The organism is Paenibacillus apiarius (genome assembly GCF_017052585.1).
Lineage (GTDB): Bacteria > Bacillota > Bacilli > Paenibacillales > Paenibacillaceae > Paenibacillus_B > Paenibacillus_B apiarius.
This window is the reverse complement of the sequence record NZ_JAFFHZ010000001.1, coordinates 2,881,322-2,908,206: the sequence shown is the minus strand read 5'-3', so window position 1 is coordinate 2,908,206 and position 26,885 is coordinate 2,881,322. Positions and strand designations below refer to the sequence as shown.

The following is a 26,885-nucleotide window of genomic DNA, read 5'->3' as shown; positions in this document are numbered from 1 at the left end:
ATTACGGCACTCTTTTTTATTGCATATGGATGTATCACGAGTGACCGGACATGCCAACCCCGTATGAACTGGATTGACGCAGAGCTTACGCCTTCCGACGACGCAGCGCAAGGCGATGCAGCGCATAGACACCCGCCAAGTATACGGCGTAAATAAGCAGCACCATCGGCACCTGGGTCCAATCCTCAAGCAACTGCTCCCCCACAAAGGCAAACACTAACATGACAGGCAACTTGCCCAGCGCCGTAGCAAGAAGAAAGGAAAGGAACGGCAAGGACATCAGCGCCGCATAAATATTGATAGCCGCAGCAGGCAATATCGGAACGGTACGGGCAATCAATACGGTCATCACCGGGTTCTGCTCCATTATTCCGTTCAGCTTCTGGAGCGGAGCGACACGCTGTAAATATCGCGTGCCTTGTTCCGCGAATCCGCGCCGTACAGCGAGGAACATAACAGCCGCGCCCAACGTCGAGGCGGCCATATTCAACAATCCTCCCGTCCATATGCCGTATGTCGCTCCAATCATCCCCCCGACTATGCCGAATGGTATGACAGGGAATAACGAGATGAGCGCAGCTGCCAAAAACATGTTCAACATCATAGCTGTATCCCCGGCTGACCGCACTCCCGTTGCCCATGCCAAAACCTCCTCCCGATAAATAAAAATTCCGGCTGCCACCACTAAATATACCGACACAGTTATCCATTTCCCCAAGTTGCCACCTCTTTTCGACATCTCCGGCTGACCGCAATTCAGCTAGTGACATCTTAATACACCCTTGCTTTTTACAGCAAACGTACCTTAAATCAGTGTACCCTCCTCCATTTCTTCCTCCGAGCATCATGTTCACATCCTCAGCCGCTTGGGCACGACTATACTTCAAAAAACTCTTAGCCCTACTCTCCCGCTCATTCAGGATGCTACTTCTGCTTTTACTAATCAATCTCGGCAAATTACTTCGAACCCTGTATAGTTGCCGCATCCTCACACCTTAAATCAGTGTAACCTCCTCCGTTTCTTCCTCCGAACCTCATGTTCACATCCTCAGTCGCTTGGGCACGACTATACTTCAAAAAACTCTTAGCCCTACTCTCCCGCTCATTCAGGATGTTTGCTCTGAGTAGTTGCTAATTTCAGTAGCTAGTGAATGATTTTCTTCTGCAGATTCACTAATAAAAAAATTTCCAGCAAAAGTCTTGCAAGAAACGCACATAAATCTTGAAACAAGAACATTTGTTTGGTAAAATAAAAAAAGAACATATGTTCCAATTTTATGATTTTTTATTAGAATGGATTGAGGGGGTTAATCCGATGAAGAGATGGCAAGCTTTCGACACTTTTGAGAACCTGCAACGCTATTTTTGTACAGAGTCTTCTTGTGTACCCTTTTTGTTTCAATTGAAGTGGCCGCAAGGATTTGTGTGTCCACGTTGCCATCATCCCCATGCCTATGCCATTCGAACGCGCCGACTCCCTCTGTACGAGTGCCGATCTTGCCAACATCAGACTTCCCTTACTGCAGGGACAGTTATGGAAGGCAGCCGCACGTCCCTGCGGAAATGGATTACGGCGTTCTGGCTCGTTTCCCGTTCTGATGCTGGAATAAATGCAGTGAAGCTCAGCTCTATTGTCAAGGTCACATACAAGACTGCCTGGTCTATGCTCCACAAGATCCGAGCTGCGATTAGCCAAACCGATGCCAGCCAGCCGCTCGAGGGCGAGATACGAGGCATTGTGGCCTTCCATGGCCACTCATATCCTTCAACAGCAGACCTTCATCCTCGGGAAACTCCCCTTATTATCGCCGAATCCGTCACACCGGATGGGCAGTTGTTTAATGTAAAGATGAAGCTTGTGAAGCGGGAATACGTGTCCCATAAGCTACTGCTCCGCTCCGCATGTGACTGCTTCAATGCTCAGCATGTCTCGCCGATCTCTTCCGAAATGTCTATCGTTCGCCAGCGTTTTCGGGTCGATCGCCATGGCCCCCTATACTCAGCATTCGATCAAGCACGGAGTTGGATGAGTAAAACATTTCATGGGATAGGAGCCAAGTATCTTCAGAGGTATTTGGATGAATTTTGTTTCCGTTATAATTCAGACACCGCTCTTGCCTCCACATGGGATAAGTTACTTTCTTCATGTATGTCTTCTACCTTTTCAATTCAACGCTACACCTCAGACTGCGCAGCCCGTCACGCAGCTGCATAACCGCCATACGGCATAATTGAGCAATGAGGACACTCTTAATGCCTTCTTACCGTGCGCTTAGGCACTTGAGTACGCTCTTGATGCCTTCTTACCATACGCTTAGGTTCTTTAGTACGCTCTTGATGCCTTCTTACCATACGCTTAGGCACTTGTGTACGCTCTTGATGCCTTTTTACCATACGCTTAGGCACTTGTGTACGCTCTTGATGCCTTCTTACCGTGCGCTTAGGCACTTGAGTACGCTCTTGATGTCTTCTCACCATACGCTTAGGTTCTTTAGTACGCTCTTGATGCCTTCTTACCATACGCTTAGGCACTTGTGTACGCTCTTGATGCCTTCTTACCATTCGCTTAGGCACTCGACTACGCACTTAATGCCCCATAACTGCACGGTTGAGCATTTGGGGTAATCATGAATCGTTGTAATCTGAGCGAAGGGGAGAGTGGCCATAAGATTCGAATAGAGAGTATCTTCTCCCCCAGCACGATACAACAGAGGAGAACAAAAATGTAAAAAGGAGTCACTCGCGTGACCCCCTGACCTGATTCAAACCGTTATCTTCATAATATATGAGAGAGACAGGCTATTGGTTTGCGCCCTATAACGAGCTTTTCCCCATCACTATATCCTTCTTCGCACCCTTCCAGCTCGCGAATAAGCACTGAACGCCAATGCCCCACGCGTTCCTGAGCGCCCAGATCGTTAACGGCGTTATGCAGTTCATTCGGATCTTGCTCCAGATTGAAATACTGCTCTTCTCCCGTCTGCGAGAACCAGATAAACTTTTCCTTTCCATTCGTTACCCAATGATTCGATGCATTGCCCTGGGCTTGTTCCCCATGAAGATAATCACGCCAATCCGTATCATCATCTCCACGACCTATCCCGATAACGCTTTTCCCTTCCACGCTTGAAGGCACTGCTACGCCGGCAGCATCCAGCAGCGTCGGCATAATGTCGCGCATTTCCACAACCTCTTCTGCTACAGTGCCCCGCTTCAAGCCGAGACGGTTGCCAGGATCGTTTATGATAAACGGAACCCGCGTACTGCCTTCATACGGAAGCGACTTGCGGAACAGGTTATGATCGCCCAACAATTCGCCATGATCCGATGTGAACACAATGATCGTATCATTCAATTCCCCGTATTCGTTCAACACCTGAAGGAACCGTCCGATCTGGTGATCCAGATGGGTAATCAACGCATAATAGGCAGCCATGGCATATTTCAACCGCCGCGTCGGCACATTGCCTCGGAACGTGACAGGATTAAGGCCTTCCTGTGTTGGATCTTCATTATCCGTCCAGTCCCCGACAGGGGGATCCGGAATCTCGATATCTTTATATAAATCCAAGTAAGCTTGCGGCGGATCGAACGGCGGATGGGGTCGTACGAACGACATCCAAAGAAAGAACGGCTTACTCGGATCGCGTCGGCGCAAAAAATCGATCGATTGTGTCACACACCAGTTCGTAGGGTGAAGCATCTCCGGCAAATGCCAAGGACGCGCAACCGTCGAAGCATTACAGTCCAAGCCGAGATCAGTCAAGTCGGCTCCCGGCACGCGTTCTCTTAACCATGTTAAATAATCGTCCAATTGGTCAAAGTGCTCCTGTGCGGGGACGTTATGGCGGTAACGGTTATGGTGCAAGTACCCATCGTGCAGGACAACATTATGGAACCCTAGCAGACTGCGTGCGGGATACACGTGCATCTTGCCCACGCATTGCGTATGATAGCCTGCCTTCGCCAATTCACCCGGCAGCGTCGTGTCATAGTTCCATGGAACACAGTCCCGGTAACCGACACGTCCATGAGAACGCTGCGACTGTCCAGTAAAGATGGCTGCACGGGCTGGAACGCATGTCGGTGTCGCCGAATAAGCACGGTCAAAACGGACTCCCGTGCGCGCTAGTTCGTCCAGATTCGGCGTTTCTACAATCGGATGTCCCGCAATGCTCAAGCTATCGAATCGCATCTGATCAACCGTGATGAGCAATACGTTCGGGCCTTTGGAAGTGGTTTTCATGTGCGTCATCGTCAGTCTCCTTAATTTATATTGACTAAATAATCGCAACATTTTCCTTCTCTCGTGCAACTTAATACTAATATGAATGAAAGTATGCTGCAACTATCAATTTCTCAATACGCCTCTCGCCCAGGTCAAAATTATCAGGATAAATATACCCAATCATAGCGACTCTAATCTATTCGTGTTTCATCAAGCTTCTAGCACCGCCCCTCAACTGTACAGCTCCCATTTCCAAAGAGTATCGAGTTGCCCATTTTTATGAGACAGCCATTTCTTTATTCCAAAACGAAATAAAGTAAGCTATACTTAGTATTGAAAGGATTTTATTTTCCATGAAGGGATGATTACCTTATGAACGGACAGGCAACAAATACGCTGAATGTACCCAAGCGCACCCTTCTATTCCAGTTATTTTCTATTTTCTCGAAAATTGGACCCACCACCTTCGGGGGAGGTTATGCGATATTACCCGCAATCGACCGAGAGCTGACTGAAAAACGCAAATGGCTTAGCACCAATGAGATGAGCGAGATTACGGCTTTATCTGGAGCCGCACCCGGCGGAATCGGAGTCAACGTCGCGGCGCTCGTCGGTTTTCGTGTAGCAGGCATTCCCGGACTAATCGTATCCGTAATCGGCATTGCGCTGCCCACGATCGTAATCATGCTGCTGTTATGCGCCGGTGCAACCGGCTTCCGGAATAACTCTTACGTTCAAGCCGCGCTCGCTGGCATCAAACCAACCGTAATCGCCTTGATCGTCTATGCGGCGGTTCGACTCGGCCGGCAATCGCTCCGCAATGTTTTTGCGTGGGTCGTTACGCTAACTTCGACGGCGCTGCTTCTGTGGACACCCATTCATCCAATTCTCGTGCTCGCTATTGGCTCCGCAGCCGGACTCGCAATGGAATGGTATCAACATGGCAATCATAAACATGACCGCCGCGGCACTGCTTCCAAAATCAAGCCTTCAGATTCAAATGTAAAGCTGGGAAATCATCAACACCAATCCAAGCAAGCTCAGGGATAAAAGTTAGCCATATACCCCATATTCACGCAGAAAGAAGGATGCAGCATGTTATGGGACTTATTTTGGACATTTTTCAAATTGGGGTTTGTATCATTCGGCGGCGGTTACGCTATGCTGCCCGTCATCGAGCATGAGGCGCTGTCGCATCAATGGTTGACCGGTCAGCAGTATACGGAGGCGGTTGCGCTTGCGGGCATGGCTCCAGGCCCGATTGCGATGAACAGCGCCGTCTATGTGGGTTACATGGCCGCAGGCTGGGCCGGCAGCTTAATTACGTCTCTCGGGATTGTTCTGCCTTCCACTCTTATCATGTTCTTGGTTGCCACTATTTTCTACCGCGTGTATGATAATCATTGGGTGCAAGCTGCACTCGACGGCATGAAGCCGGCAGTCATCGCCTTAATCGCTTATGCGGCTGTCAACATGACGATGCACTCCGACTTTGCATCCGGATGGAACTGGCGATTTCTTCTTCCCGTCAGCATCTTCGTCTGTGCCATATTGGCGCTCATGAAGCTCCGCATGCATCCGATTGCCGTCATCCTATTGTCAGGAATAGCGGGGATTATCGTATATGGTTAAGACTTTGGAACAACGCATAACTTCCTTGAAAGGCAAGGAAGTGTTTCAACAAATACGCCGCACAAATGAAATCTCAAAACATGATCTGCTTCAGGACAGCGGACTCACGGTCAGCACGCTTACTCGTGTGCTGGAAGAGCTTGTTTCGCTTGGCTGCATCATAGAAAGCGGGCTAGGCGTCTCGACAGGCGGACGCCGTCCGATATTATATCGCGTGCGCCCGGAATACGGATACGCCTTCGGCTTGGACATTTCGCGCACATCTTCCCGGCTTATTATGCTGGATATGTCAGGGGCGAAGCTGGAGTCGTTCGTATGGACGATGAATCGGCAAATGACGCCTGAAACCTTGATGGCGTTAGTAACGGGACAAATACGAATTTGGTTGGAGAAGCATCAATTGGAAGCAGAGGATGTACTCGGCTTGGGAATAGGCGCTGTTGGACCTTTGAACCGGTTTGACGGCGTTATTTTGCATCCGAGTTATTTCGAAGCGCCTGGCTGGGAGAACGTCCCCATTATCTCTAAGCTGGAAGAGAGCCTGAAGATGCCTATCAAGCTTGATAATGGCGCAAACACGGCGATACGGGCAGAGGCCTGGGCGAACCGTTCCTTGAATGTGCAGCATATGCTTTACGTCCATGTTGGTATCGGGCTTCGCTCCGCTATGATGTCCGAAGGCAAGCTGATATACGGTGCGGTTGATATGGAGGGCGCATTAGGCCAGATGATCATTCAAGCGGACGGGATTCCGCATCGCTCGGCTGGCGGCAATTACGGTTGTTTGGACTCCTATGCCACCGTATATGCTTTGGAACGGGAAGCGAACGCGGGCCTCCGTATGGGACGCCGCAGCTTGCTGGAACAAATGGTGAAACGCTCCGAATCTGTTACGTTTTCGCACATTATGGAGGCTTTACAACGGCGCGATCCGTTCGCAACGGAGCTGGTCACCCAAGCAGCCACCTATTTCGGCATCGGCCTTGCAAATTTGCTGAATGTTCTTCATCCTGAAAAGGTCGTATTGGGCGGGCCGCTAATGAGCTCCAACGACATGTTTTTCTATACCGCTACCCAGACGGCCATTCGCAAAACGTATCATTATCCGCAATATCAGGTTGTTTTCAGCAAAGGAAGCTACGGAGAGGAAGCGTTGGCCATCGGGGCCGGCCTTATGATATTGGATTGCATCACAGCAGTATAAGGAGGTCATGATGATGGACAACGAGATAGATAACAGCATGAATCGTTCCTCCCAAGCGGAGGAACTGAAGGCATGCTGCGCAGCACAACGCAACGCTGCTTTCTCCGCGGAGCCCCAAGCTGCTGGTGGCAAGCAACCGGCTTCCGTTGGTTGCTCCGGAGTGCATGCTTCATCTCATCTAAATCAGGATGCCGACAGTCCTTATTCCAGCGCAGCAGCCGACGCTGCCTTAAGGCTGCTTGATCATACGGGGATGCTCTCTTCCGGGGGCATGATTGCCCAGCCTCCTGCTTCCGAGCATTTCGTCCGTTTGCAGGGCGGATCGTTCTGGATGGGAACAGAGGATGCAGAGGCTTTCCCGGCAGACGGAGAAGGGCCGATGCGGCAAGTGAACGTTGATGCCTTCGCAATCTCGCCATTCGCCGTCACCAACGAAGACTTCGCCCGCTTCGTCGCGGCGACGGGCTATGTTACCGAGGCAGAACGGTTCGGCTGGTCATTTGTGTTTCACCTCCTCGCCTCGGAGAGTGTGATAGCGGGCGCTATCGGCAGCCCTGCATCTACCCCGTGGTGGCTGGCCATTCATGACGCATTTTGGCTTCATCCGGAAGGGCCGGACAGCTCGATTGCCGCACGGATGAATCACCCCGTCGTGCACGTGTCCTGGAATGATGCCCAAGCTTACTGCAATTGGGCAGGGGTTCGGCTCCCGACCGAGAGCGAGTGGGAATTCGCGGCACGGGGGCGACTTGAGCGCAAACGCTACCCTTGGGGCGATTTATTAAAGCCGGATCAAGAGCATCGCTGCAACATTTGGCAGGGCAAATTCCCGGTGAAAAACAACGCAAGCGATGGTTATGTCGGAACGGCTCCGGTCGATGCGTATCAAGCAAACGGCTACGGTCTTTACAACGTAGCAGGAAATGTATGGGAATGGTGTGCCGATTGGTTTACCGCCAATCCGTCGGAACGCGGTCCGGAGGTCAACCCGCGCGGTCCCCAAGCCGGAATCGAGCGCACAATGAAGGGCGGCTCCTATTTATGCCACAAATCATACTGCAACCGTTACCGCGTGGGCGCACGGAGCAAAAATACACCGGATAGCTCTACCGGAAATATAGGCTTTCGATGTGCGAAAGACTTGTAAAAGCAAAGAAGTCCTGCTCTCCTCAAGGGAAAGCAGGACTTCTACGATTATGGGAGCGTCATTGCGTAGGCTGCACATTCCGGTTGGTTACGCGCAACACGTCGAGCAGGGACACGCGCTGATGCGTCGCTTCGTGAATGATGAAGTCATCCACTACGCGATCTACAAATAGGACGCCGTCCAAGTGATCCATTTCATGCTGGATGCAGCGGGCAAGATACCCTTCCGCTTCCAGCGTGACTCTCTCGCCGCTGCGATCGAGACTCCGAACCCGAATGTAATCGTATCGCTTGACCCTTCCGTAATATCCCGGGAAGGACAAACACGCCTCCATCCCGTCCTGCTCCCCTTCTGCATGCAGCAGCTCCGGATTCATGAATTCACGGTATCCGTCGCCACAGTCCATGACAACCGCCCGGCGCAGAATGCCGATCTGCGGCGCTGCCAATCCCGCCCGGCCTTCCTCTGCGTATAGTGTTTCCTTCAAATCGTCAAGCAGGGACAGAATTCGTCCGTTCACTTCCGTCACCGGCTTGCATTTTTTTCGCAATACCGCCTCTCCGAAAGGGAGAATCGTACGCACCGCCATCTTCGTTCACTCCTTATCTTGCCATTGACACTGCCACGCGGTTCTAATTTGCTCTGATTATAACACAAGATGGAAATGGAAGGAGAGAAAAAGGCAAGCCGGAACCTGCTTCCGGCCTGCCTTTCATCTTTGTGAACGATTCACATGATATATTTATTCTGCCTCGGGCTTGTTTTTCAAGCCAAGCACCTCAAAGCCATAAATGCGGGCCGCCGTATCCCCACCCTGCGTCGGCTTCTGCACGACAAGGCGGGCGTAGCGCGCTTCTGTCTTCGCGATCGCGTGCTTGCTTGTGCCCTTCTCGTTGTCGGTCACAGTTACGGCATCGCTCCAGTCCTTGCCGTCCATGCTTAGCTGAATCTTGAATTCTCGTGTATTGAAGGCTGGCGATTCGCCGCCCGCTTCCGCATGATCAACGACGAACTGGGTAATATCGCGCGCTTGACCAAGGTCAACCGTCAGCCAATGCTCATCGCTTCCAACGGCGCACCATTTCGTGCTCATTTCTCCATCGACGGCAAATTCCGGCGCTTCGCTGTCATTCACGAAGCTGGACGCCTCCGTCTTCGCTCCGACTGCCAAATCCTCCGAGCGGAATGCCGCCTCTTTCGATACGGTAATCAGTTTGGACTTCGACATTACGTCTTCGCCGACTGCATTTTTCGCCTTCAGCGTAATTTCATACGTGCCTTCTTCCAGATAGCTCACCTTCGGATTGCGTTCCGCGCTGGAAGCAGGCGTACCGCCAGGGAAGCTCCATTCCCATTCGGTCGTGACTTCGGTCGATTTGTCCGTCAATTGCACAGCTTCGCCCGGCGCTACAAAGGTAATATCGGCCTCAAAGTCCGCCTTCGGCGTCGGATATGCCGGCCACTCGAACGATTCCACGGCCGCACGGCCCTCGTCATAATGACGGTTCACCGGCACGACCGCGAGCTGCGTCTCCTTCTCCATGCCGCTGCGCTTCATCTCGGACACGTAATAATAGTTGTTGCCTGTCGCGCCGACGAACTCGCGGGAGCCATCCGGCATGACACGGTACACTTGATAATACATCACATCGTCGCCCAGCGGGCTCCATGTCAGACGCGCATCTGCATAAATGCCGTCACGGAAATCATTCTCGAGCAGCTTCATGTCGGATACTTGCCCCACTGCCGCCGCCTTCTCGTTCAGGTCGCGTATAGCCAGCTCCCCTAAGTTGACGGAGTACAGGTTATCTCCTGTCTTGCCTTCGACTTGCACGGATACTCCAACGATCTTTTTGCCTGCATACGGGCTTAAGTCGTAGACTGCACGCGTCCAATCGCCTTTGGCACCAGCCGCTTTGGCGGACGACGGCTTCACGATCTTATACTCATCCGGCGCTCCCTCAAAAGCCACGCCGATATTTATGTCGGCAGACTCGCTTTCATTCGCTTGATAAATGAGCGACATTTGCAAAGCAGTCGTTGCTGCAATGTCGGTCTTGAATAGCTTCACATTCGTCGTCGCCCCTGGCGCGATCGTTCCTTTTAGCTTCAGCGAGCTGCCGCCATAGAACGATTTGTCAAAATCAAAGCTTGGCGCAAGCTTCTGTCCTTGCTCGTCAACCATCCAGCGCCAAGTCGGCAATATATCCTGCAGACTGCGGTTGAACCATTCGCGGTCGCGCACCGTTTTCCCGAATACACTGAAGTTCTTGCCGTTCCCCGTATTAAAATGGGTAATGAAATCAGCTTTTGTAATCACTGTTTTGTCCACGACATCGTTTGCAATACCGCGCCATGCTTTACCGTTTTCCACGGTATTCGCCGGATTCTTGTTCTCCCCTACCCATAGAATCTGATCCTTTTCCATGAACTCCTCGTTCGTCTTGGACGTATTGAATGCCCAGTCCGGACGATAAAGGCCGAGCGATGTTACTGCTTTGCCCTCTTCCGGGAACAAGACCGGGAAGTTATATTCGCCCTGATAACCGCCGCCGCCTTCCAAGTCCATGCCGGCATACAGTTCGTAAGGATCGCGCTTCAAGCCATTTGCAGCCTGTGGCGAGTTCTGGAACGGCGTGATGTAATCATATTTTCCTTCTTTCTTAAATTGCCAACGGAAGTCGATGAACATATGATCGGCCACACGCTCTTCCCCGTCTTGGAGGAACATGCTGTTTTTATCCGTCAGCGCGCCTTGCCATTTCACCGGCCCCTCTTTGATCATGGAGTCGTACCAGATAACATCCATGTCAGACGGCTTGTTTTTTTGCATATATTTCAAAAATTTCTGCATATTCCGTGCGTCTTCCGGCGTTCCGCCCTGCGTCTCTTGGTTAATGAACCAACCGTCGAAGCCGTAATATTTTGCAACTTCAATCAGCTTGTCAGCGACCGGGAATGTGCCGTCTTCCTTCTGCTGCAGCAGGTCGCGCATCCATTCGATTTTGCCGCCATGCTCGGTTTGCGGGAGGAATACGGTTCCATATACAGGAACGCCGTTTTTATGTGCTGCATCAATGACATCCGCACTTGGAGGAACGATCAGTCCTTCCCCTGCTGAACCGCCCCACATAATGAGCTTATCTACGTATTGCCAGTAGCTGAACGCATATCCGTGGAACTGATCGTTCCCTTGCGAAGGCGCGCCGCTTGTATTTTTGTACATGGACGCCAGCGCCATGACCTTCGGCTCCGTCTTTGCATGCGGATTCACCTTATGGCCCTGCACCCGTTCGGCATTCAGCTTCACCGAACTGCGGTTGAATGCCGCATCCTTATCGGTCTGTGGCGACCACTCCAGCAAGGTGTCCGGATACCAATGGGACGAATGAGGCTGCGCGGCGTGTGCTTGACCGGCAAATCCGGTGAGCGCCCCGGCAAGCATCGCCGTACTGAGCAATACTGCAAATTTGCGTTTCATGTTATTGCGGGAAAGAACAGTTGGTTTCGAACGTTTCATCATAATCCCCCTCCAAGTTGTCCATTGTGCATGTTTTTCTCACGGAAATGGTCTTTGTCTGTTTTTCGTCGTAACCGGAATGAAGCGCAATCAAAAAAAAAAGATAACGCTTCCACCATTCGACATGTCCATTGTAAACGTTTGCGCGATAAAAAAAAGGGCAATCGTCCCCATTCGGACAATCGCCTTTAATTAATCTACCAAACCTTTAATTATTCCACTGAAAGGAATTCCGTGAAAACCGCTTATGGGTTACTGAAAATAATCGTTTAATATACGTAAAAATAAATTCGGAAATGCCAACTGCTCCATCTCTTCCGGCCCCGCCCACTGGTAGGCAGTCCGGTCCTTGTCCTTCAATTCCTGCAGTTCCCGCAGTTCGCAGCGGAAGACGCGCATCTGCCAATGAATGTGGCTGAACGTATGCTCCGCGTCAACCCATCTATCGATTGGCACCGCGTCAATTCCTTGCGCAAGCAAGCCGCCCCGCAGCACATCCATCGCCTCGGACTCGCTCATCCCGATGAGCCCGGCTTGCTTCGGAACGAGCAGATGCGGCAGCTCCCACATCTTGGCAAGCAATCCGGTCGCCGGACGCTGCCGGACCAACACTTTGCCTGCATGCTCGCCCGTGCCGGCAATTAACGCCGCATAACGGAGCTCCGGCTTCGGCGGCTTCGCCTTCGTCTTCACCGGAAGCTCGAGCTCTTCGCCCGCCAGGCGGCCCGCGCAGTGTTCCATGACCGGGCACGGCAGGCAGGCCGGCGATTTCGGCGTGCAAACCAGCGCACCAAGCTCCATCAGCGCTTGGTTGAAGTCCGAAGCGCAGCCTTCCGGGATGAGCTCCTGCGCCAGATGCTCCATATGGGCGCGCGTAGCCGGCTTCGCAATATCGTCATGCAGGCGGAAATAGCGCGACAGCACCCGCATCACGTTGCCATCCACCGCCGGCTCCGGTCGATTGAACGCGATGCTCATTATGGCACCGGACGTATACGGCCCAATGCCCTTCAAGGCGGATACCTTCGCCTTGTCGTCGGGTACTTGGCCGCCGTATTGCGTCTTCACTTCCTTGGCCGCCACCTGCAGATTGCGCGCACGCGAATAGTAGCCGAGCCCTTCCCATGCCTTAAGCACCTCTTCTTCAGGCGCATCGGCAAGCGCCTCCACCGTCGGAAACTTTGCAATGAATCTTTCGAAGTACGGCTTCACCGTCTCGACCCGCGTCTGCTGCAGCATAATTTCGGAAACCCACGTGTAATACGGATTGCTATGACGCCGCCAAGGCAGGTCTCTACGATTGGCCCGATACCATATCAACAGCTCGCGGCTAAAATAACGCTTCTGTTCGTCCATGACGGCCTCCCCCACTCCAAATGATGAATAATGCACATACTAAATCATTCATGCTATTAACGATATACAACCTTTATCATTAGTTCAATCCTTTCCAGCAAAGAACAACTGTGGGACATTCATGTTTTTGTTATACAAAAAGAAAGATAAAATCGATTTTATCATATATAATGAAATAAAGGTGTGGCATTTATATAAATAACGTAATTAAATATTGTATTTTGTTTTCATTTTGTTATTGTCACATCCGTGAATAAACATGGAAGGGAGAAACTGCTGTTGACGCTTTTTGCATTGAAGATATTACTCATCTCCGTCTTTGCCGGTATCGTAGGGTCCGTGCTTGGCCTGGGTGGCGGCATTATCGTGACGCCTGCGCTCACTCTGCTGTTCGGGGTGGACATCAACCACGCTATTGGAGCCAGCATCATCTCGGTCATCGCTACTTCGAGCGGATCGGCCATCGCCTATATCAAAGACCGCATTACGAACTTGCGTGTCGGCATGTTCTTGGAAATAGCCACTACGGTCGGCGCCATATCGGGGGCCTTTCTCGGCGCCATCATCGCGCCCGACTGGCTGTACGTCATTTTCGGACTGCTGCTCCTCTACTCCGCCTTGGCCATGATTAAGAAGGCGAAGGATGAGCTGCCCGAAAAAACGGAGCCCCATCCGTTGGCGACAAAGCTTAAGCTGCACAGCCATTATTATGACAAGGCGCTGCAGCAAGAGGTGCATTACCATGTCGCGAATCCATACGGGGGATTCGGCGTTATGTATGGAGCCGGCGTCATCTCGGGCTTGCTAGGCATCGGCAGCGGCAGCTTCAAAGTGATGGCGATGGACATGTTCATGAAGCTCCCGCTTAAAGTATCAAGCGCCACAAGCAACTTGATGATGGGCGTTACCGCGGCGGCAAGCGCCGGCGTGTATTTGTTCCGGGGAGACATCGATCCCAGAATTGCAGCCCCGGTTGCGCTTGGCGTCTTGACCGGCGCCACGATCGGCACGCGAATCATGCAGCGCTTGAAGAACAAGACGATTCGCAAATTGTTCATCCCTATACTTGCCTATGTCGCAGTTCAAATGATTGTACAAGGATTGGGTGGTATGTAATGAATGAACCAATGACAAAAGACGAGAAAATGTATGATGTCGAAGCTGCCGTCAGCACCTTTTTGCGTATCGGCGTGCTAGCCAGCGCGGCCGTCATTGTAACGGGCTTGCTGCTGTTTTTGATTACCGGTCAAAGCGGTTATCCCGAACAAACTTACCCTACAACGGTGACAGGAATTGTGACCGGACTCGTCGAAGGTAAAGCCTATGCTATCATGATGGGGGGACTGTCCCTATTGATATTGACCCCGGTCTTCCGCGTATTGGTCTCGATTTTTGTATTTCTGAAGGAAAAAGATTACTTATACGTCGCGATTACGTCGCTCGTGTTCCTTATTCTCATAATAAGCTTTACGCTCGGAAAAATCGGTTGATTGTTTGCCGCATCCAGATTCCTGGCCGGCCAAGCACCAAGCAACCCCATTTCCCAACGGAGGTGCTGCGCATGCACAAGCCATACGACATTCCCGCCTCGTCGCTTGACGAGATCGACAAAACCATTTTATCGCTCCTTCACGAGAACAGCCGCATTTCTTACACCGACTTGGCCAAAGAAGTAAACCTGTCGCGGGTCGCCGTTCAAGCCCGGGTGAATGCGCTGATGGAAGAAGGGGTGCTGGAGAAATTCACGATCGTCATCAATCCAGAAAAAATCGGCATCGGCGTGTCCGCCTTTTTTAATGTGGAGGTAGAGCCGAAGTTTTTAATGCAGGCGGCTGATGAGCTCGCAGGCGAGCCTTGCGTGACCAGCCTGTATCATATGACCGGTCCGAGCAAGCTGCATATGCATGGGCTGTTTGCCACGAACCGCGAGATGGAGCAATTTCTGAAGGAGAAATTGTACGTTCTGCCGGGCATTATGAGCGTAGAGACTCAAATTCTTATCAAACGTTATAAGAGCCGTATGGGCATGAAGCTGTAAGCTCTGGAGCAGATGTGAACGTTCTGGCAACAATGCGCATAACGCCTTGCCTAGGGTTGGAAAAACTTCCTATACTGTATTGTATACAAGATCATAGACACTGCCCGTTAGGGCACTGGGTACAAAGGGGCGGATATGCGATGCTGCGACGATATACATCTTCACGTTATACGCTGGTCGCGATCGGATTGCTTGCTGCAGGTCTATTGCTTGCCGGCTGCGGAGGCGGAGGGAGTGCAAGCTCCAAGGCGCTTGAAGGCCCTGAAGACGCCGTCGCCGTCTACAAGCAGCGCTGCATGCAATGCCACGGCGATGAGATGCAGGGGCTGATGGGCGCACAATCGAATCTGCAGAAGGTAGGAGAACGGTTAAGCAAAGAAGATATCGTGAATACGGTTAAAAATGGCGGCAACCGCATGCCGGCGCTCGGCAAGAGTCTTGACGAAGCCGACATTGAGAAGGTTGCCGAGTGGTTGGCGGGCAAGAAATAAACGCAACCCTCCGTTATATGGCGATAGGCCGACACCTGTATTATGGTGTGCGGCCTATCGCTGTATTATAGCTTATTTTCTTGAATGAAACGAATCACTTCCTGATGATTGGAGCTATAGATGAGCGGTTGCTTAACCTGATCCTCAAGCTCCTCCGCACTGCTTCCATTCAACACCATGAAGCAAGGGAGCTGCGGCACGTCAAGCGCCGGATTCCACTCCCTCAATTCTTCCGCCGAGCATTGATAAGAGATGTCAACGTTCCCCGCGGCAAATATTTCATCGAGCAGATCCTCATGCTGAATTTCATCCCCATCCCCGTCCGTTTGTTCGCAAATCACGAGAATGCCATAGCTGCGCTGCTCCTGGGCCGTCGATTGTTCCGCCTGTCTGGCGCCGAAATATTTGACAACGGCGTACACAATGCCGGCGACAATGACGCCGGAAATTGCCTTCTCCCCATTCCCTTGAATTAGCAGCAGCAGCGAAATCGCCAGCACCGCCCATACGGCGATGTACATTTTGCTTCTCATCCAGCGCGAACCGTTCATTTTGCAACACTCCCCGTTTGTCCGGCGTTCTCCATCGTATCCGATACCGGCAGCGTGAACGTGACCCGCACGCCGTCATCCACATTGCGGAAAGCATAGACGCTCCCGTGCTTCTCCAGCAAATGCTTCACGATCGAAAGCCCGATGCCGTTGCCGCCAGAGGCCCGATTCCCCGAGGACTCCGCACGGTAGAACGCATCCCATATGTGCGGCAGATGCTCTTCCGGCACCGGCTCGCCTTCGTTATACACTTCAACCTGAACGTAATTGCCAGCACCGTCTTGCGGCCAGCGCACGCTCACTTCCACACGGCAGTCCGATGGCGTGTGGCGAAGCGCATTCGTCAGCACATTCGTCAAAATCTGCTGCAGACGCTGTTCATCCGAATGCACGAATATTTCTTCCTCCGGCACATTCCACACCAACGCCACGCGGCAGTCCGCCGCCAATGCCTCCAGCGCCTGCAGGACGATGCGCAGTGTCATCCGGAGCGCTACCTCGCTCCACTGCATACGGAACTTGCCGCTCTCAAGCTGCGACAAGTCGAGCAAATCATGGACGAGCCGCGACATGCGCTCCGACTCGCTCACGATAACCGAAGCATATTTGTTCCGCTTCGCCCCCTGCCCCACATTATCGCGCAAAGCTTCCGCATAGCCCTGAATCAAGCTGAGCGGCGTCTTCAATTCGTGCGATACGCTGGCGACAAAGCGCTTGCGCAGCCGCTCCAGCTGCTTCTCCTTCTCGATATCCCGCTGCAGCTGCTCGTTGGCCGAACGCAGCTCCTGCATCGTACCCTTCAATTCGGTCGCGAGGAATTCGAACGTATCCGCGAGCTCCCCGATTTCATCCCCGCGCTTGATGTCCGAACGCGCGGAGAAGTCCAGGCGCGCCAAGCGCTTTGCCATCTCGTTCAGCTTCACGAGCGGCTGCGAAATCATGCGCGTGAACAACAACGCAAGTCCAAGCAGCAGCGCAATCGCCGCAATGTAGAAGTAGCGATAGAAGACGCCCAATAGCGAGGAGGCATCCGAGACCGGCTGCAGCGTGGATACCGTAATCATGTAGCGTTCGGCATCATTCTCCTCGGAAAGAGGCGCTAGGGCCGCCCAAATCCGCTCGTTCTTCTTGTCCTGCGCCCCTTGCTTGAACAGCTCGACGGCAAGACCGTCTTCAAGAGGCAACTGCAGCATGTCGCCCAGCTTCTCTTCCAGCACGAAATTCAGCCGCATCGTATCCGGACTGAACCAGGAGGCCGGCGTTGTTGGAATGAGATCCACTTTTTTGTATGGCGTCACAGGAGCGATAGGAGTTATCTTCATTGGAGTACCTGGAGTGACAGCAGCACCCGGTGAAGTATGGAAAATATAGAGGCTTGGATCGTCCTGTTGGCGTACACGGGCGGCCTTCTGAGGCCGTTCACCCAAAAATACTCGAACGTCCTTCCCCCGCTTCTCCACCACCCCCGTCAAGGAATAGTGCTCCACGTCAAAGGAAGCGATCCTTGCCATCCAGTTCTTATCGATATGCTGTCCATGGAGCTCGTCATATAAGGCCCGAAAATCACTCTTCAGTTCGTTGGAGCGCATCGTCAGCGAGTACGGCTCGAAGAAAATGAGCTGGAGCAGCATGAACAATGCGGTGAACAACAAAAATCCGATTGCTGTCGTCCAGTACACCTTGACGGCCAGCCGCGGCTTGCCCGCAAATAATGACTTTTTCATCGGTATTTGTATCCGTTCCCCCTTACGGTCACGATGCGCTCCGCATGCTCGCCCAGCTTGCGGCCCAGCCGCTTGATGTGCGTGTCCACGGTGCGGACATCCCCGAAATAGTCCATTCCCCATACCTTGTCCCAATATGCTGTCGCGTGTAAGCGCTTGATTGGGATGCTGCGACAAATAGCGAAGCAGCTCGAATTCCTTCGCCGTCAACGGGAGCACGGATCCGTCCACCCGCACTTCATAGGCCGCCTAATCGATAACCAAGCCCGTCTCCTCCGCACCGCCAGCCGCTTCCGCATGACTCCAGCGCTGCAGCAGCACGCGTATGTTCGCTGCCAGCACCTTCGGGCTGAACGGCTTCGCGACATAATCGTCGGCTCCGCTCCCATAACCGGTCAGCTTATCGTCCTCTTCCGCTTTGGCGGTCAGCATGACAATGATCGCATTGGAGAAGGAACGGATTTCTTCACATACCTCGAACCCATTCTTCCCCGGCATCATCACATCCAGAACGACCAAGTCCACTGCCCGCCGGCGCAGGAGGCGGACGGCTGCCGCTCCATTAGCCGCCTGCAGCACCGCATATCCCTCATCCTCCAAATAATCCGCTATCAATTCACGTATTAGCGGCTCGTCATCCACGACGAGAATCGTATGCTCCATATGTCCGCAAGCAAACTCCTTTCTGTCTCATCAGGATTTTTATATCCTGCACTTCTCCGCGGCAAAGACGGACGTCCGCCATCGCCAGCCCATGTGACATGTGACAGGCAGTTGTCACCTAGAGGAGTTATGCCGTTGTCTGCAAGCGAATGAATTACCACCCATTATGGAGGATGCATTATGAGATTGCAACACAAGCTGTGCCGCGATCCCGTCGTCCCGCTCGCCATTCTCGCCCCCAATTTATGCGGCTTTATGCGTAGCGATGACAAAGTGATGCATATCGTAATGGTTGAAGCGAAGACGTATTAGAAGACGTATGATTCGAGGCAAAAATCGCTGGATGAAGTGGTCCAATTCATCCAAAGCAGCGTGATGACTTGTTTGAGCGAATAGATTCTTCACATGCCGATTCCGCTCCCTCCACGGGGAACAGGACTTCTTCCATCCAAGTGCAAGGGGAAATAGAGGCTGCCCTTGAGCCCTGCTCTGCCCCGCTTATTCTCGAAGCTCGATGTGTGTGGCTGCCTTGCTACCTTCTTATGTGCGACCATCGTGTTGCCGATGCTCTACGATGGCCTGTGCCGAAGCCAAATTCGGCTGGTGCGAAATGCTGACGTGAACGCGATAGGATTCTGCGGGCAAGCCAAGGCGGTTCCAGGCCGAATCGCTTACACGGGCGTGCGGTTTGCCGTGCGAATCGGGCAGCACCTCGATATCCAGGAAGCCGATCGTGCTGCCTATTCCCGTACCGAGCGCTTTGACGACCGCTTCTTTCGCAGCGAACCGGCCCGCCACCCATTCCGCCATCCGCGCTTCCCGCTGCTTCAGCACCACAAGCTCCGCCGGCGTCAGCACCCGCTGCAGGAAGCGGTCTTTACTCTTGCCGTTCAGAAGGCGCGTTACACGTTCCAATTCCAATATGTCATGTCCGATTCCATAAATCATTGCGCCGCCTCTTCCCTTTCTATCATCGGATGTCGTAAACCCCCTAACAAAAGAGAGGATTTCGGCAGTCCCTTTTGTACACGCACTAATAAAGAGCATACAACTGCTGCAGCATGAGAATCAAGCGCGGAGGGAAGCAATGTTCGGCTTGGCCTGCTCCCCATTCATGCGCTATTCGCCGATCCGCCATTTGACCAGATTGTTGATGACGCAGATCGTCACGGCGCTATAGGCGAGCAAGACGACACAGTCCAACATAACGCCGGTGGACCATCCGGCCAAGAGCACGTTCCGCATCGCGTCAGCCGCATACGTGGTGGGAAACAGATAAGCGCCCCCCGAATGAAATCCTGCTCCTCCCTCGGCCTAATCTTTTATTTAGGCTGCAGACCGAGGGGGCCGCCCCGCTGCAGTCATCCAACGATGTATTGCTAGCGCGAGAAACATTTGTTAACCTATTATTTATATAATAAGGTTAACAATATGAATTTGTTAATTGAAATCAATTTTCGCTAGGGAGCTGGTAACAAATGGAGGAGACTATAAAGCAAGAGCTGCTGCGCAAAGACCGGTCTTATGTCTGGCATCCGTTTACGCAAATGAAGGATTACGCCGATCGCGATCATGTTCTCATCGAAAGGGCGGAAGGCATCTACATATATGATGCCGATGGACGGCGGTTCTACGATACGGTATCGTCCTGGTGGTGCAATCTGCACGGACACGGCCATCCGCGCATCAAGGAAGCGATTCGGCAACAGCTGGATCGGTTCGATCACATCATGTTCAGCGGGCTGACACACGCCCCGGGCATTGAGTTGGCCGAACAGCTCGTCAGCATCACGCCCGCGGGGCTGAACAAGGTGTTCTACTCGGACAACGGCTCCACCGCGGTGGAGGTGGCCATCAAGATGTCGTTCCAATATTGGCAGCAGATCGGCCGCGCGTCGAAGACGAAGTTCGCCTTCCTGGACGGCAGCTACCACGGCGATACGCTTGGCGCGGTAAGCGTTGGCGGCGTCCAGCTGTACCATTCGCTGTTCAAGCCGCTCCTGTTCCATGCGCACCGCATGCCGGCGCCGGATCTCCGCCAAGCGCGAGCGGCAGGTCCGGAAGGCGAACGCGAGGTGGCGGAAGCGGCGCTGGCACAAGTGCGCGAACTGTTCGAGCGCGAGGCGGATACGCTCGCCGGCTTCATCGTTGAGCCGATGCTGCAAGGCGCGGGCGGGATGATTATGACGCCGGCAGCTTACTTGCAGGGCTTGCGTGAACTGTGCACGGCGTACGGCGTCCATCTCATCGCGGACGAAGTGGCGACCGGGTTCGGGCGGACGGGCAAGATGTTCGCCTGCGAGCACGCAGGGGTCAGCCCCGACATCATATGCTTGAGCAAAGGGTTGACCGCCGGCATCATGCCGCTCTCCGCCACGCTGTGCACCGATGACATTTACGACGCGTTCTACGACGATTACGCGACGCAAAAGACGTTCTTCCACGGGCACAGCTTCACCGGGAATCCGGTGGCCTGCGCCGTGGCATTGGCCTCCTTGCGCCTGTTCGAGGCGGAGCGCACCCTCGAACGGGCGCAAGATACCATCGCCGCGCTCGCGGAAGCGCTCGGCGATATTGCCCGGCTGCCGCACGTGGCTGACGCGCGGCAGCTCGGGCTCGTGGCGGCGTTCGACCTGTACGAGGATGCCGAACGCCGCCGCTCCTTCCCGCCCGAGCGGCGCATCGGGGCGGCCATGTACGAAGCGGGCTTCGAGGAGGGACTCATCCTCCGCCCGCTCGGCGACACCCTGTACTACTGGCTGCCGCTATGCGCCACGCCAGACGACATACGCGACATCGCCGCACGCACCAAGCGTGTGCTCCGCCGCGTATTGGGCTAAAACGCCAAAGCGGGCGGGAGCTTGTATAATCAGCTCCCGCCCGCTCTTCTCATTTCTGCCCTTTCTCAACCTGCTTCTCTAACTATGAAGCATCATTTATGTTTTATAACACAGAATTACCTTCCCTATCCGGCAACATCCCTTTTCGTAAATACGATCCAAGAAACGAAATGAAAGGCCGCAAAGTAGACCAACAATACGGAGACGGAGAAGAGCATCGTCATGTCCGGACGAATCGGCGTGCCGCTTATGTGCTGGCTTAAGTTCACATTGGCGAACAACAAATATTTGACCCACTCGTATTTGCTTAGCATGCTGACCATCGAATTGCCTAGAAGCATGAACAGCAGCGAGAAGGCAATCGCCATGGAAGAGCTGCGAAAAGAGGCAGAAATCATAAACGCCATCGTCACATACATCATCAGTTCTATCGCTTTGAAACCATAATTTTGGACAACGGCAATGAGCATCGAGCCTTCCTCTACCATTCCGCCAGCGCCAATCGCAAGGGAAGGTCGGGAGACGGCGCCGAATCCATCAACAATCCCGCCCAGCGCAAAAGAAGCAATGAAATTCAGCACGAGTAAAAATAGTGCGAACAGGAGTGTAGATATATATTTGCTGAACAATATTTTAGTGCGGGAAGCCGGACCAACTAGCAATAGCTTGATCGTCCCCCATGAATACTCGGCTGCAAGCATATCTGCTGCCACAATAACAGTCAAGAGGGTGATCAGCACGAGTAAACTGGACGCTCCATTCACTACACTCCATATCGTCACTTCGTATGGGTTCACGTTGTGTTCAATATAGTATAAATTTTTGTTAATCTCGCCTTCCAGTTGGAGCTTCATGTCCTGGCTTGCACCCGCGCTTTTCTCATCTATCTGCTGCTGCAGCCGTTGATTCATCTCTATAAGATGCTGCTTCCAATTGTTGTTTTGTATATTCGGGTTTTGATCGATTTTCAAAATTGCCGTCAATGACAGAAGCGAGAGAATCAATACCCCGACCATGGCCCATGTGCGGGGACGATGAACGATTTTCATATTCTCGTTCTGAACAAGTCTATAGAAATTAGACAATTTGCTCACCTCTCGTCAGCTCCAAGAATCGATCCTCCAGCGATTGATTCGCCGTCCGAATGCCGTATACGTCAATTTCCGCTTGGACTAACGCTCTCGTTAATTCCGGAATCCGATCGCGGTCTGCGGTAATCTCCAATTGTCCGGCTTGTACAGCCATGGCGATGTCAGGCAGCATTGCAGTCAGAACCTCTTTCGTCGGCTCAGGCTGTTCGACTTCAACGATGATACGATGGGCAACCCTATTCTTCAGATCATTCATAGAGCGAACATCTATCAGTTTTCCAGCTTGGATAATGGCGATCCGATCGCACATCAGTTCCATTTCAGACAGCAAATGAGACGAGACGATGACGGCTATCCCCTCCTGCCGCGCAAGGGTTCGCAAATAATCGCGGAGCTCGCGTATTCCCGCCGGATCGAGCCCGTTCGTCGGCTCGTCCAGGATAAGGACAGATGGTCTATGCAGCAGCGCCTGCGCAACCCCAAGCCGCTGCCGCATGCCCAGCGAATAGCGCTTCACTTTCTCGTGAATCCGCTTCTGCAGCCCGACAAGCTTCACGACTTCATCAATTCGGTCGGCCGTCACGCCGGTATGCCGCCGCGCAAAATAAACTAAATTTTGATAGCCGGTAAGAAACTTATACATTTCCGGATTTTCCACAATCGCGCCAATGTGGGTCATGGCACGCTCGAATTGCCTGTTCACGGAAATGCCTTTCACGTAAATTTCCCCTGTGGTCATTGAAATCAAGCCCACTATCATGCGAATGGTCGTCGTCTTTCCTGCTCCGTTCGGCCCGAGAAAGCCAAACACTTCTCCTGCGGGAACGTCGAACGACACCTGATCCACAATCGTGCGCTTCCCGATTTTTTTGGTCACGTTTCTGAGCTGGAGTACGGTCTCTGCGCTCATCAAGGCATTACCTCCTGCGACATTGTCTTAATTCCTAGCCTGCACTCGTTGTTCACGCTGTATCGTTCTAAATCCGAATACGCATGCGCGTCAATGTCCGGATAATGATATAACCGAGGACAGTTCCAACCACAACGCCTACCGCATATCCAATGCGGCCGGAGAAAGCTGCGCTTTTTAGAAGACTGCCGCAAAGCAATGCCGAGCACAATACAAATCCGGCAATGAATACCTTCTCGAGCATAGGAAAAAGCACCAGCTTGCCATTATTTTCGAGCGGATTGCGTGAGAAGAGGACCGTGCCCGCAATAAACAGCAGCAAGGAGACGATTCCGACGAACGCGTATGGATAATGCCCACCCTCATAAAGCACCCAATTCATCACATTGAGCTTATCCCAGAACGTTCCACGCATCCGCAGCTCTTGGTATTCGGGGCGTACCATCAAGACGTACATAAGATTGGACAGCATCAAGCGAAAAAATTCAGGCAAATATAGACTGATGATGGAAAATGCCGCCTGCGACGTCCATGAACCCGTAAAAGAACCGATAAACAGCGTAAACGTGTAGGTCGCAACCGTCACGAAGATAATGTGAAATCCGCGGCTGGCAAAATCGATGATGTGCACATATGCTCCGGCTTGCGACAGCTTCAGCACGAGTATATCCAACGCCATGCTCACCGTAACGACAAGTACAATATAAGCGGCACCCACCATCCATTTTGTCACGTAGATAACCGACCGTGAATAAGGAAGCGCAAACGTCTGCTCGCTCACTTGATTGCGGCGATCATGGCCAAGCTGCCACAATGACAGCAAAAAACCTCCGAGCACAAGCAGCAGCAGAAAACCGCCATAATCGGTGAGCAGCAACCAATTCGACTCCTGTGTTTTTGCCAAATACTCCAATTGTCTCTCAAGGACTTGCTGGGAACCAAACCAGAAATCCCGCATGTGCAGGTAAGCCGTTGAAAAAAAGCCGACCAGTATCATCAGCCACAGCAGCACCCGCGTCTGTCGATATTCCTTCCACCATAACGCCCGCACGAAAATACTACGCTGCATCGCCGTCACCCCCCGATTTCCACGTGAACCAATCTTCCAGCGAGAGCGGCAGCTCATCAACGAGCATCGGATTGTTCCGCTCCAGCGCGGCGAACGCCTCGTCCGACTCCAGCATGACGGTATATACGCGTCCTACCTGCTGCAGCACGAATACATCTTCCCTTTGCAGCCAAGCAGGCGGTTCCGTCTCCGTAAAGACAACCTGCAGCTTCTTCATGTTTTGACGCAGCCGCTCCAAGTCCCATGCCTCGTCCGTCCGGCCATCCCGCAGCAGCACGACGGTGTCCGCGATCCGGTCCAGCTCGTTCAACATATGCGACGAAATGAGAATGGAAGAATCCTCGCGCAACGACTCGACGATAAGGCTCAACAGCTGCTTCTTGGCTACGGCATCGACGCCGTTCGTCGGCTCGTCGAACAGAATGAGGCGGGCCTTCGTTGACAGGCCAAGCGCCGTGCTGAACAGCATCTTCATCCCCTTGGACAACGTGCGGACCCGTTTATTCAACGGCAGCTTGAACCGTTCCATCGCCTCGGTAAAGTAAAACAGATCAAAGTTCGGATAAATCTGCCCATACCAAGCGGCGCATTCCCGAATCGTGTACATGTCTAGCGCCACGGGCGCATCCGGGACAAATACGACATCCCGCTTCAGTTCCGGATACTTATGGATGTCCATTCCCTCAAAGGCAACGCGGCCCTGATCCGGATCGTATATGCCGACCAGCGTCCGCATCAGCGTCGTCTTCCCCGTCCCGTTGCGTCCGACGAGGCCCGTTATACGGCCGGGCTCAATCGTGAAGCTGACCCCCCGCAATATCGGTCTTCCGTCAATCGCCTTATGTATAGCATCGACTTGCATCATGATTCATCATCCCTCCACCATACCTCGCATGCTTGTTTAACCATCTCAATGAACTCCTCCCGCTCGAGCCCCAGATGCTTCGCTTCTACGGCAATGCGGTTCATTTCATCCTTCAACTTCATCAGCCTCTCCTCTGCCATGGGTGGAGCAACCGATTCCGCGATAAATGTGCCTTTGCCCCGCAGCGTTTCGATGACTCCCTGACGCTCCAACTCCTGATACGCTTTGCTGACCGTGTTCGGATTAACGACCAGCATGGAGGACAATTCACGCACCGAAGGCACTTTATCTCCGGGCTGCATTACATTTTTGGCAACCAGAGCCTTCATTTGCTCCACAATCTGTTCGTATATGGGTGTGGCACTTCGCTCTTGCAAACGAAACATGACATCCTCCTTTCTCCGTTTATTTCGCGGCACTAATAGTGTACTACTTCAACTAGTACACATAGTACACTCCGTATATGCACGTGTCAAGCTTCGATTCGCCCGTTGCAAAAGTAGAAATGACCGCACATTAAATAATCTTTACATTAGGAGTTGCGTGCTCCATTGCAGATGTTCTATGTTACAATGAGGCGTGAATATTGTACTAGCAAGGAGGTAGGATTAATGAGACATTCTTTTGAAAAAAGCTGGGAGGAACATCGTACGCTGCGCGGCGATGTATTTATTCCGGAGCAGCAGAAGAAGCAGGGCGTGCTTATTATCGCTCACGGCTACAAAGGCTTTAAAGACTGGGGCATGTTCCCCTATGCGGCGGAACAGTTGGCAGAGCGAAGCGGCCTGCTCACGATCACCTTCAATTTTACATATAACGGTGTCGGTCCATCGCTCGACCGCTTTGATGAGCCCGAACGCTTTGCCGTCAACACGTATGAGCGGGAGCAGGAGGATCTGACTGCTTTGCTTCAGTGGATTGGCAGCGGGGACTTCAATCAATGGTTGCAGCAGGCCGCTCCCGGCTGTCACATCGGCCCGGAAGCGCCTGTCTACCTGCTGGGACACAGCCGCGGCGGAGCAAGCAGCCTGCTCTATTCGCTCGAACATCCAGAGGAAATCGCAGGCGTCATTACATGGAACGGTGTAACCAATATGGATTTGTTCACCGCCGAGCAGAAGCAAGAGATGCGGACATCCGGGCGTTCGAAGGTCGTCAATGCGCGCACCGGCGAAGCGCTGCCGCTTGACCGTGTCATGCTTGAAGACTTGGAAGCCAACCGCGAACGATATGACCTGATCGGCCGTGTAGCCTCCGCCTCGTTTCCTATGGCGCTCATTCAAGGCTCGGATGACCTGCCAGGCCTCCGTGACGGATCGGCCCGTCTCGTTGCGAGTTACCCGGCAGCAGAATGGATTACGATTGAAGGCGGCGGACACACCTTTAACGCCGTTCACCCATTCCGAGGCACGACTCCGGAATTGGAAGCGGCGCTGGATGCCACGGCCAGTTGGCTGCAAGCCCAGTCCCGCTAGCTGCATGTCATCATCGCATACTTTGCCAATTCATACCGCACCTTCGAATTGCATCAACTGCATCAGCGACATGAAGACAGG

The 26,885-nt window shown here is 52.8% G+C and carries 26 protein-coding genes and 1 pseudogene; 12 read left to right on the top strand and 15 right to left on the bottom strand.

Annotation, left to right across the window (positions count from 1 at the left end):
- Nucleotides 1-85 precede the first annotated feature (85 nt).
- The gene (locus JSQ80_RS13300; protein ID WP_206095607.1) at nt 86-718 is read right to left on the bottom strand and encodes a TVP38/TMEM64 family protein; all 633 of its coding nucleotides are present in this window, start codon (nt 716-718) and stop codon (nt 86-88) included.
- Between the two features lie 597 nt (nt 719-1,315).
- On the opposite strand from JSQ80_RS13300, the gene JSQ80_RS13295 reads away from it, so the two are divergent.
- The gene (locus tag JSQ80_RS13295; protein WP_206097588.1) at nt 1,316-2,215 is read left to right on the top strand and encodes a transposase; all 900 of its coding nucleotides are present in this window, start codon (nt 1,316-1,318) and stop codon (nt 2,213-2,215) included.
- 561 nt (nt 2,216-2,776) lie between these two features.
- On the opposite strand, the gene JSQ80_RS13290 is transcribed toward JSQ80_RS13295, so the two are convergent.
- Nucleotides 2,777-4,255 carry an arylsulfatase gene (locus JSQ80_RS13290; RefSeq protein ID WP_206095606.1) on the bottom strand — a complete coding sequence of 493 codons (1,479 nt, stop codon included), beginning with the start codon at nt 4,253-4,255 and terminating at the stop codon, nt 2,777-2,779.
- 345 nt (nt 4,256-4,600) lie between these two features.
- Between JSQ80_RS13290 and JSQ80_RS13285 the strand changes: the two genes are divergently transcribed.
- From JSQ80_RS13285 to JSQ80_RS13270, 4 genes and pseudogenes are all read left to right on the top strand, one after another.
- The gene (locus JSQ80_RS13285; protein WP_206095605.1) at nt 4,601-5,278 is read left to right on the top strand and encodes a chromate transporter; all 678 of its coding nucleotides are present in this window, start codon (nt 4,601-4,603) and stop codon (nt 5,276-5,278) included.
- A gap of 45 nt (nt 5,279-5,323) precedes the next feature.
- Entirely contained in the window at nt 5,324-5,860 is a 537-nt protein-coding gene (locus tag JSQ80_RS13280; RefSeq protein ID WP_206095604.1) for a chromate transporter, read from the top strand.
- On the top strand, nt 5,853-7,064 hold the full coding sequence (locus JSQ80_RS13275) for an ROK family protein (protein WP_206095603.1): 1,212 nt from the start codon (nt 5,853-5,855) through the stop codon (nt 7,062-7,064). The genes JSQ80_RS13280 and JSQ80_RS13275 overlap by 8 nt, the downstream gene beginning before the upstream one ends.
- A gap of 301 nt (nt 7,065-7,365) precedes the next feature.
- A pseudogene (locus JSQ80_RS13270) lies at nt 7,366-8,211 on the top strand (formylglycine-generating enzyme family protein); the annotation flags it as partial.
- A gap of 58 nt (nt 8,212-8,269) precedes the next feature.
- On the opposite strand, the gene def reads toward JSQ80_RS13270, so the two are convergent.
- The 3 genes from def to mutY form a co-directional block, all read right to left on the bottom strand.
- Nucleotides 8,270-8,800 (bottom strand): peptide deformylase, encoded by a 531-nt coding sequence (def, locus tag JSQ80_RS13265; protein ID WP_206095602.1) that lies wholly within the window; start codon nt 8,798-8,800, stop codon nt 8,270-8,272.
- Between the two features lie 153 nt (nt 8,801-8,953).
- On the bottom strand, nt 8,954-11,731 hold the full coding sequence (locus JSQ80_RS13260; RefSeq protein ID WP_206097586.1) for an endo-beta-N-acetylglucosaminidase: 2,778 nt from the start codon (nt 11,729-11,731) through the stop codon (nt 8,954-8,956).
- A gap of 252 nt (nt 11,732-11,983) precedes the next feature.
- Nucleotides 11,984-13,087 (bottom strand): A/G-specific adenine glycosylase, encoded by a 1,104-nt coding sequence (mutY, locus tag JSQ80_RS13255; RefSeq protein ID WP_206095601.1) that lies wholly within the window; start codon nt 13,085-13,087, stop codon nt 11,984-11,986.
- 279 nt (nt 13,088-13,366) lie between these two features.
- Here mutY and JSQ80_RS13250 point away from each other — a divergent pair, with 279 nt between their 5' ends.
- The 4 genes from JSQ80_RS13250 to JSQ80_RS13235 all read left to right on the top strand — a co-directional run bounded on the left by JSQ80_RS13250 (nt 13,367) and on the right by JSQ80_RS13235 (nt 15,616).
- The gene (locus JSQ80_RS13250) at nt 13,367-14,203 is read left to right on the top strand and encodes a sulfite exporter TauE/SafE family protein (RefSeq protein WP_206095600.1); all 837 of its coding nucleotides are present in this window, start codon (nt 13,367-13,369) and stop codon (nt 14,201-14,203) included.
- On the top strand, nt 14,203-14,577 hold the full coding sequence (locus JSQ80_RS13245; RefSeq protein WP_206095599.1) for a DUF1634 domain-containing protein: 375 nt from the start codon (nt 14,203-14,205) through the stop codon (nt 14,575-14,577). Before JSQ80_RS13250 ends, JSQ80_RS13245 begins: the two co-directional genes overlap by 1 nt.
- Before the next feature lie 71 nt (nt 14,578-14,648).
- A complete protein-coding gene (locus JSQ80_RS13240; protein WP_206095598.1) occupies nt 14,649-15,125 on the top strand; it encodes an Lrp/AsnC family transcriptional regulator in 477 nt (158 codons plus the stop codon).
- Nucleotides 15,126-15,265: 140 nt separating this feature from the next.
- Nucleotides 15,266-15,616, top strand: coding sequence for a c-type cytochrome (locus JSQ80_RS13235; RefSeq protein WP_206095597.1), 351 nt, complete (start codon nt 15,266-15,268; stop codon nt 15,614-15,616).
- 65 nt (nt 15,617-15,681) lie between these two features.
- Here the strand turns inward: JSQ80_RS13235 and JSQ80_RS13230 are convergent, their stop codons facing one another.
- The 3 genes from JSQ80_RS13230 to JSQ80_RS29060 are packed head-to-tail and all read right to left on the bottom strand — an operon-like array spanning nt 15,682 to nt 18,554.
- Nucleotides 15,682-16,167 (bottom strand): hypothetical protein, encoded by a 486-nt coding sequence (locus JSQ80_RS13230; protein WP_087431716.1) that lies wholly within the window; start codon nt 16,165-16,167, stop codon nt 15,682-15,684.
- Nucleotides 16,164-18,128 (bottom strand): ATP-binding protein, encoded by a 1,965-nt coding sequence (locus JSQ80_RS13225; protein ID WP_472850238.1) that lies wholly within the window; start codon nt 18,126-18,128, stop codon nt 16,164-16,166. The genes JSQ80_RS13230 and JSQ80_RS13225 overlap by 4 nt, the downstream gene beginning before the upstream one ends.
- A 12-nt stretch (nt 18,129-18,140) precedes the next feature.
- A complete protein-coding gene (locus JSQ80_RS29060; RefSeq protein ID WP_240463653.1) occupies nt 18,141-18,554 on the bottom strand; it encodes a response regulator transcription factor in 414 nt (137 codons plus the stop codon).
- 180 nt (nt 18,555-18,734) lie between these two features.
- On the opposite strand from JSQ80_RS29060, the gene JSQ80_RS29495 reads away from it, so the two are divergent.
- On the top strand, nt 18,735-18,866 hold the full coding sequence (locus JSQ80_RS29495) for a hypothetical protein (RefSeq protein WP_272491122.1): 132 nt from the start codon (nt 18,735-18,737) through the stop codon (nt 18,864-18,866).
- A gap of 228 nt (nt 18,867-19,094) precedes the next feature.
- Here JSQ80_RS29495 and acpS read toward each other — a convergent pair whose 3' ends face one another.
- Together acpS and JSQ80_RS29490 are read right to left on the bottom strand one after the other, a co-directional pair.
- Nucleotides 19,095-19,502 carry a holo-ACP synthase gene (gene acpS, locus JSQ80_RS13215; RefSeq protein ID WP_206095595.1) on the bottom strand — a complete coding sequence of 136 codons (408 nt, stop codon included), beginning with the start codon at nt 19,500-19,502 and terminating at the stop codon, nt 19,095-19,097.
- Nucleotides 19,503-19,673: 171 nt separating this feature from the next.
- Nucleotides 19,674-19,799 (bottom strand): hypothetical protein, encoded by a 126-nt coding sequence (locus JSQ80_RS29490; protein WP_272491121.1) that lies wholly within the window; start codon nt 19,797-19,799, stop codon nt 19,674-19,676.
- A 233-nt stretch (nt 19,800-20,032) separates the two neighbouring features.
- On the opposite strand from JSQ80_RS29490, the gene bioA reads away from it, so the two are divergent.
- Nucleotides 20,033-21,394 (top strand): adenosylmethionine--8-amino-7-oxononanoate transaminase, encoded by a 1,362-nt coding sequence (bioA, locus tag JSQ80_RS13205; RefSeq protein WP_206095594.1) that lies wholly within the window; start codon nt 20,033-20,035, stop codon nt 21,392-21,394.
- A gap of 125 nt (nt 21,395-21,519) precedes the next feature.
- Here bioA and JSQ80_RS13200 read toward each other — a convergent pair whose 3' ends face one another.
- The 5 genes from JSQ80_RS13200 to JSQ80_RS13180 form a co-directional block, all read right to left on the bottom strand.
- Nucleotides 21,520-22,488, bottom strand: coding sequence for an ABC transporter permease (locus tag JSQ80_RS13200; RefSeq protein WP_336245734.1), 969 nt, complete (start codon nt 22,486-22,488; stop codon nt 21,520-21,522).
- A complete protein-coding gene (locus tag JSQ80_RS13195; protein ID WP_206097584.1) occupies nt 22,472-23,395 on the bottom strand; it encodes an ABC transporter ATP-binding protein in 924 nt (307 codons plus the stop codon). The genes JSQ80_RS13200 and JSQ80_RS13195 overlap by 17 nt, the downstream gene beginning before the upstream one ends.
- A 67-nt stretch (nt 23,396-23,462) precedes the next feature.
- A complete protein-coding gene (locus tag JSQ80_RS13190; protein ID WP_206095593.1) occupies nt 23,463-24,464 on the bottom strand; it encodes an acetoin ABC transporter permease in 1,002 nt (333 codons plus the stop codon).
- The gene (locus JSQ80_RS13185; protein ID WP_087431723.1) at nt 24,454-25,329 is read right to left on the bottom strand and encodes an ABC transporter ATP-binding protein; all 876 of its coding nucleotides are present in this window, start codon (nt 25,327-25,329) and stop codon (nt 24,454-24,456) included. Before JSQ80_RS13185 ends, JSQ80_RS13190 begins: the two co-directional genes overlap by 11 nt.
- Nucleotides 25,326-25,715, bottom strand: a complete 390-nt coding sequence (locus tag JSQ80_RS13180) for a GntR family transcriptional regulator (RefSeq protein WP_206095592.1) — start codon at nt 25,713-25,715, stop codon at nt 25,326-25,328. The genes JSQ80_RS13185 and JSQ80_RS13180 overlap by 4 nt, the downstream gene beginning before the upstream one ends.
- Nucleotides 25,716-25,940: 225 nt before the next feature.
- Here JSQ80_RS13180 and JSQ80_RS13175 point away from each other — a divergent pair, with 225 nt between their 5' ends.
- On the top strand, nt 25,941-26,804 hold the full coding sequence (locus JSQ80_RS13175) for an alpha/beta hydrolase (protein ID WP_206095591.1): 864 nt from the start codon (nt 25,941-25,943) through the stop codon (nt 26,802-26,804).
- The last annotated feature ends 81 nt before the right edge of the window (nt 26,805-26,885 follow it).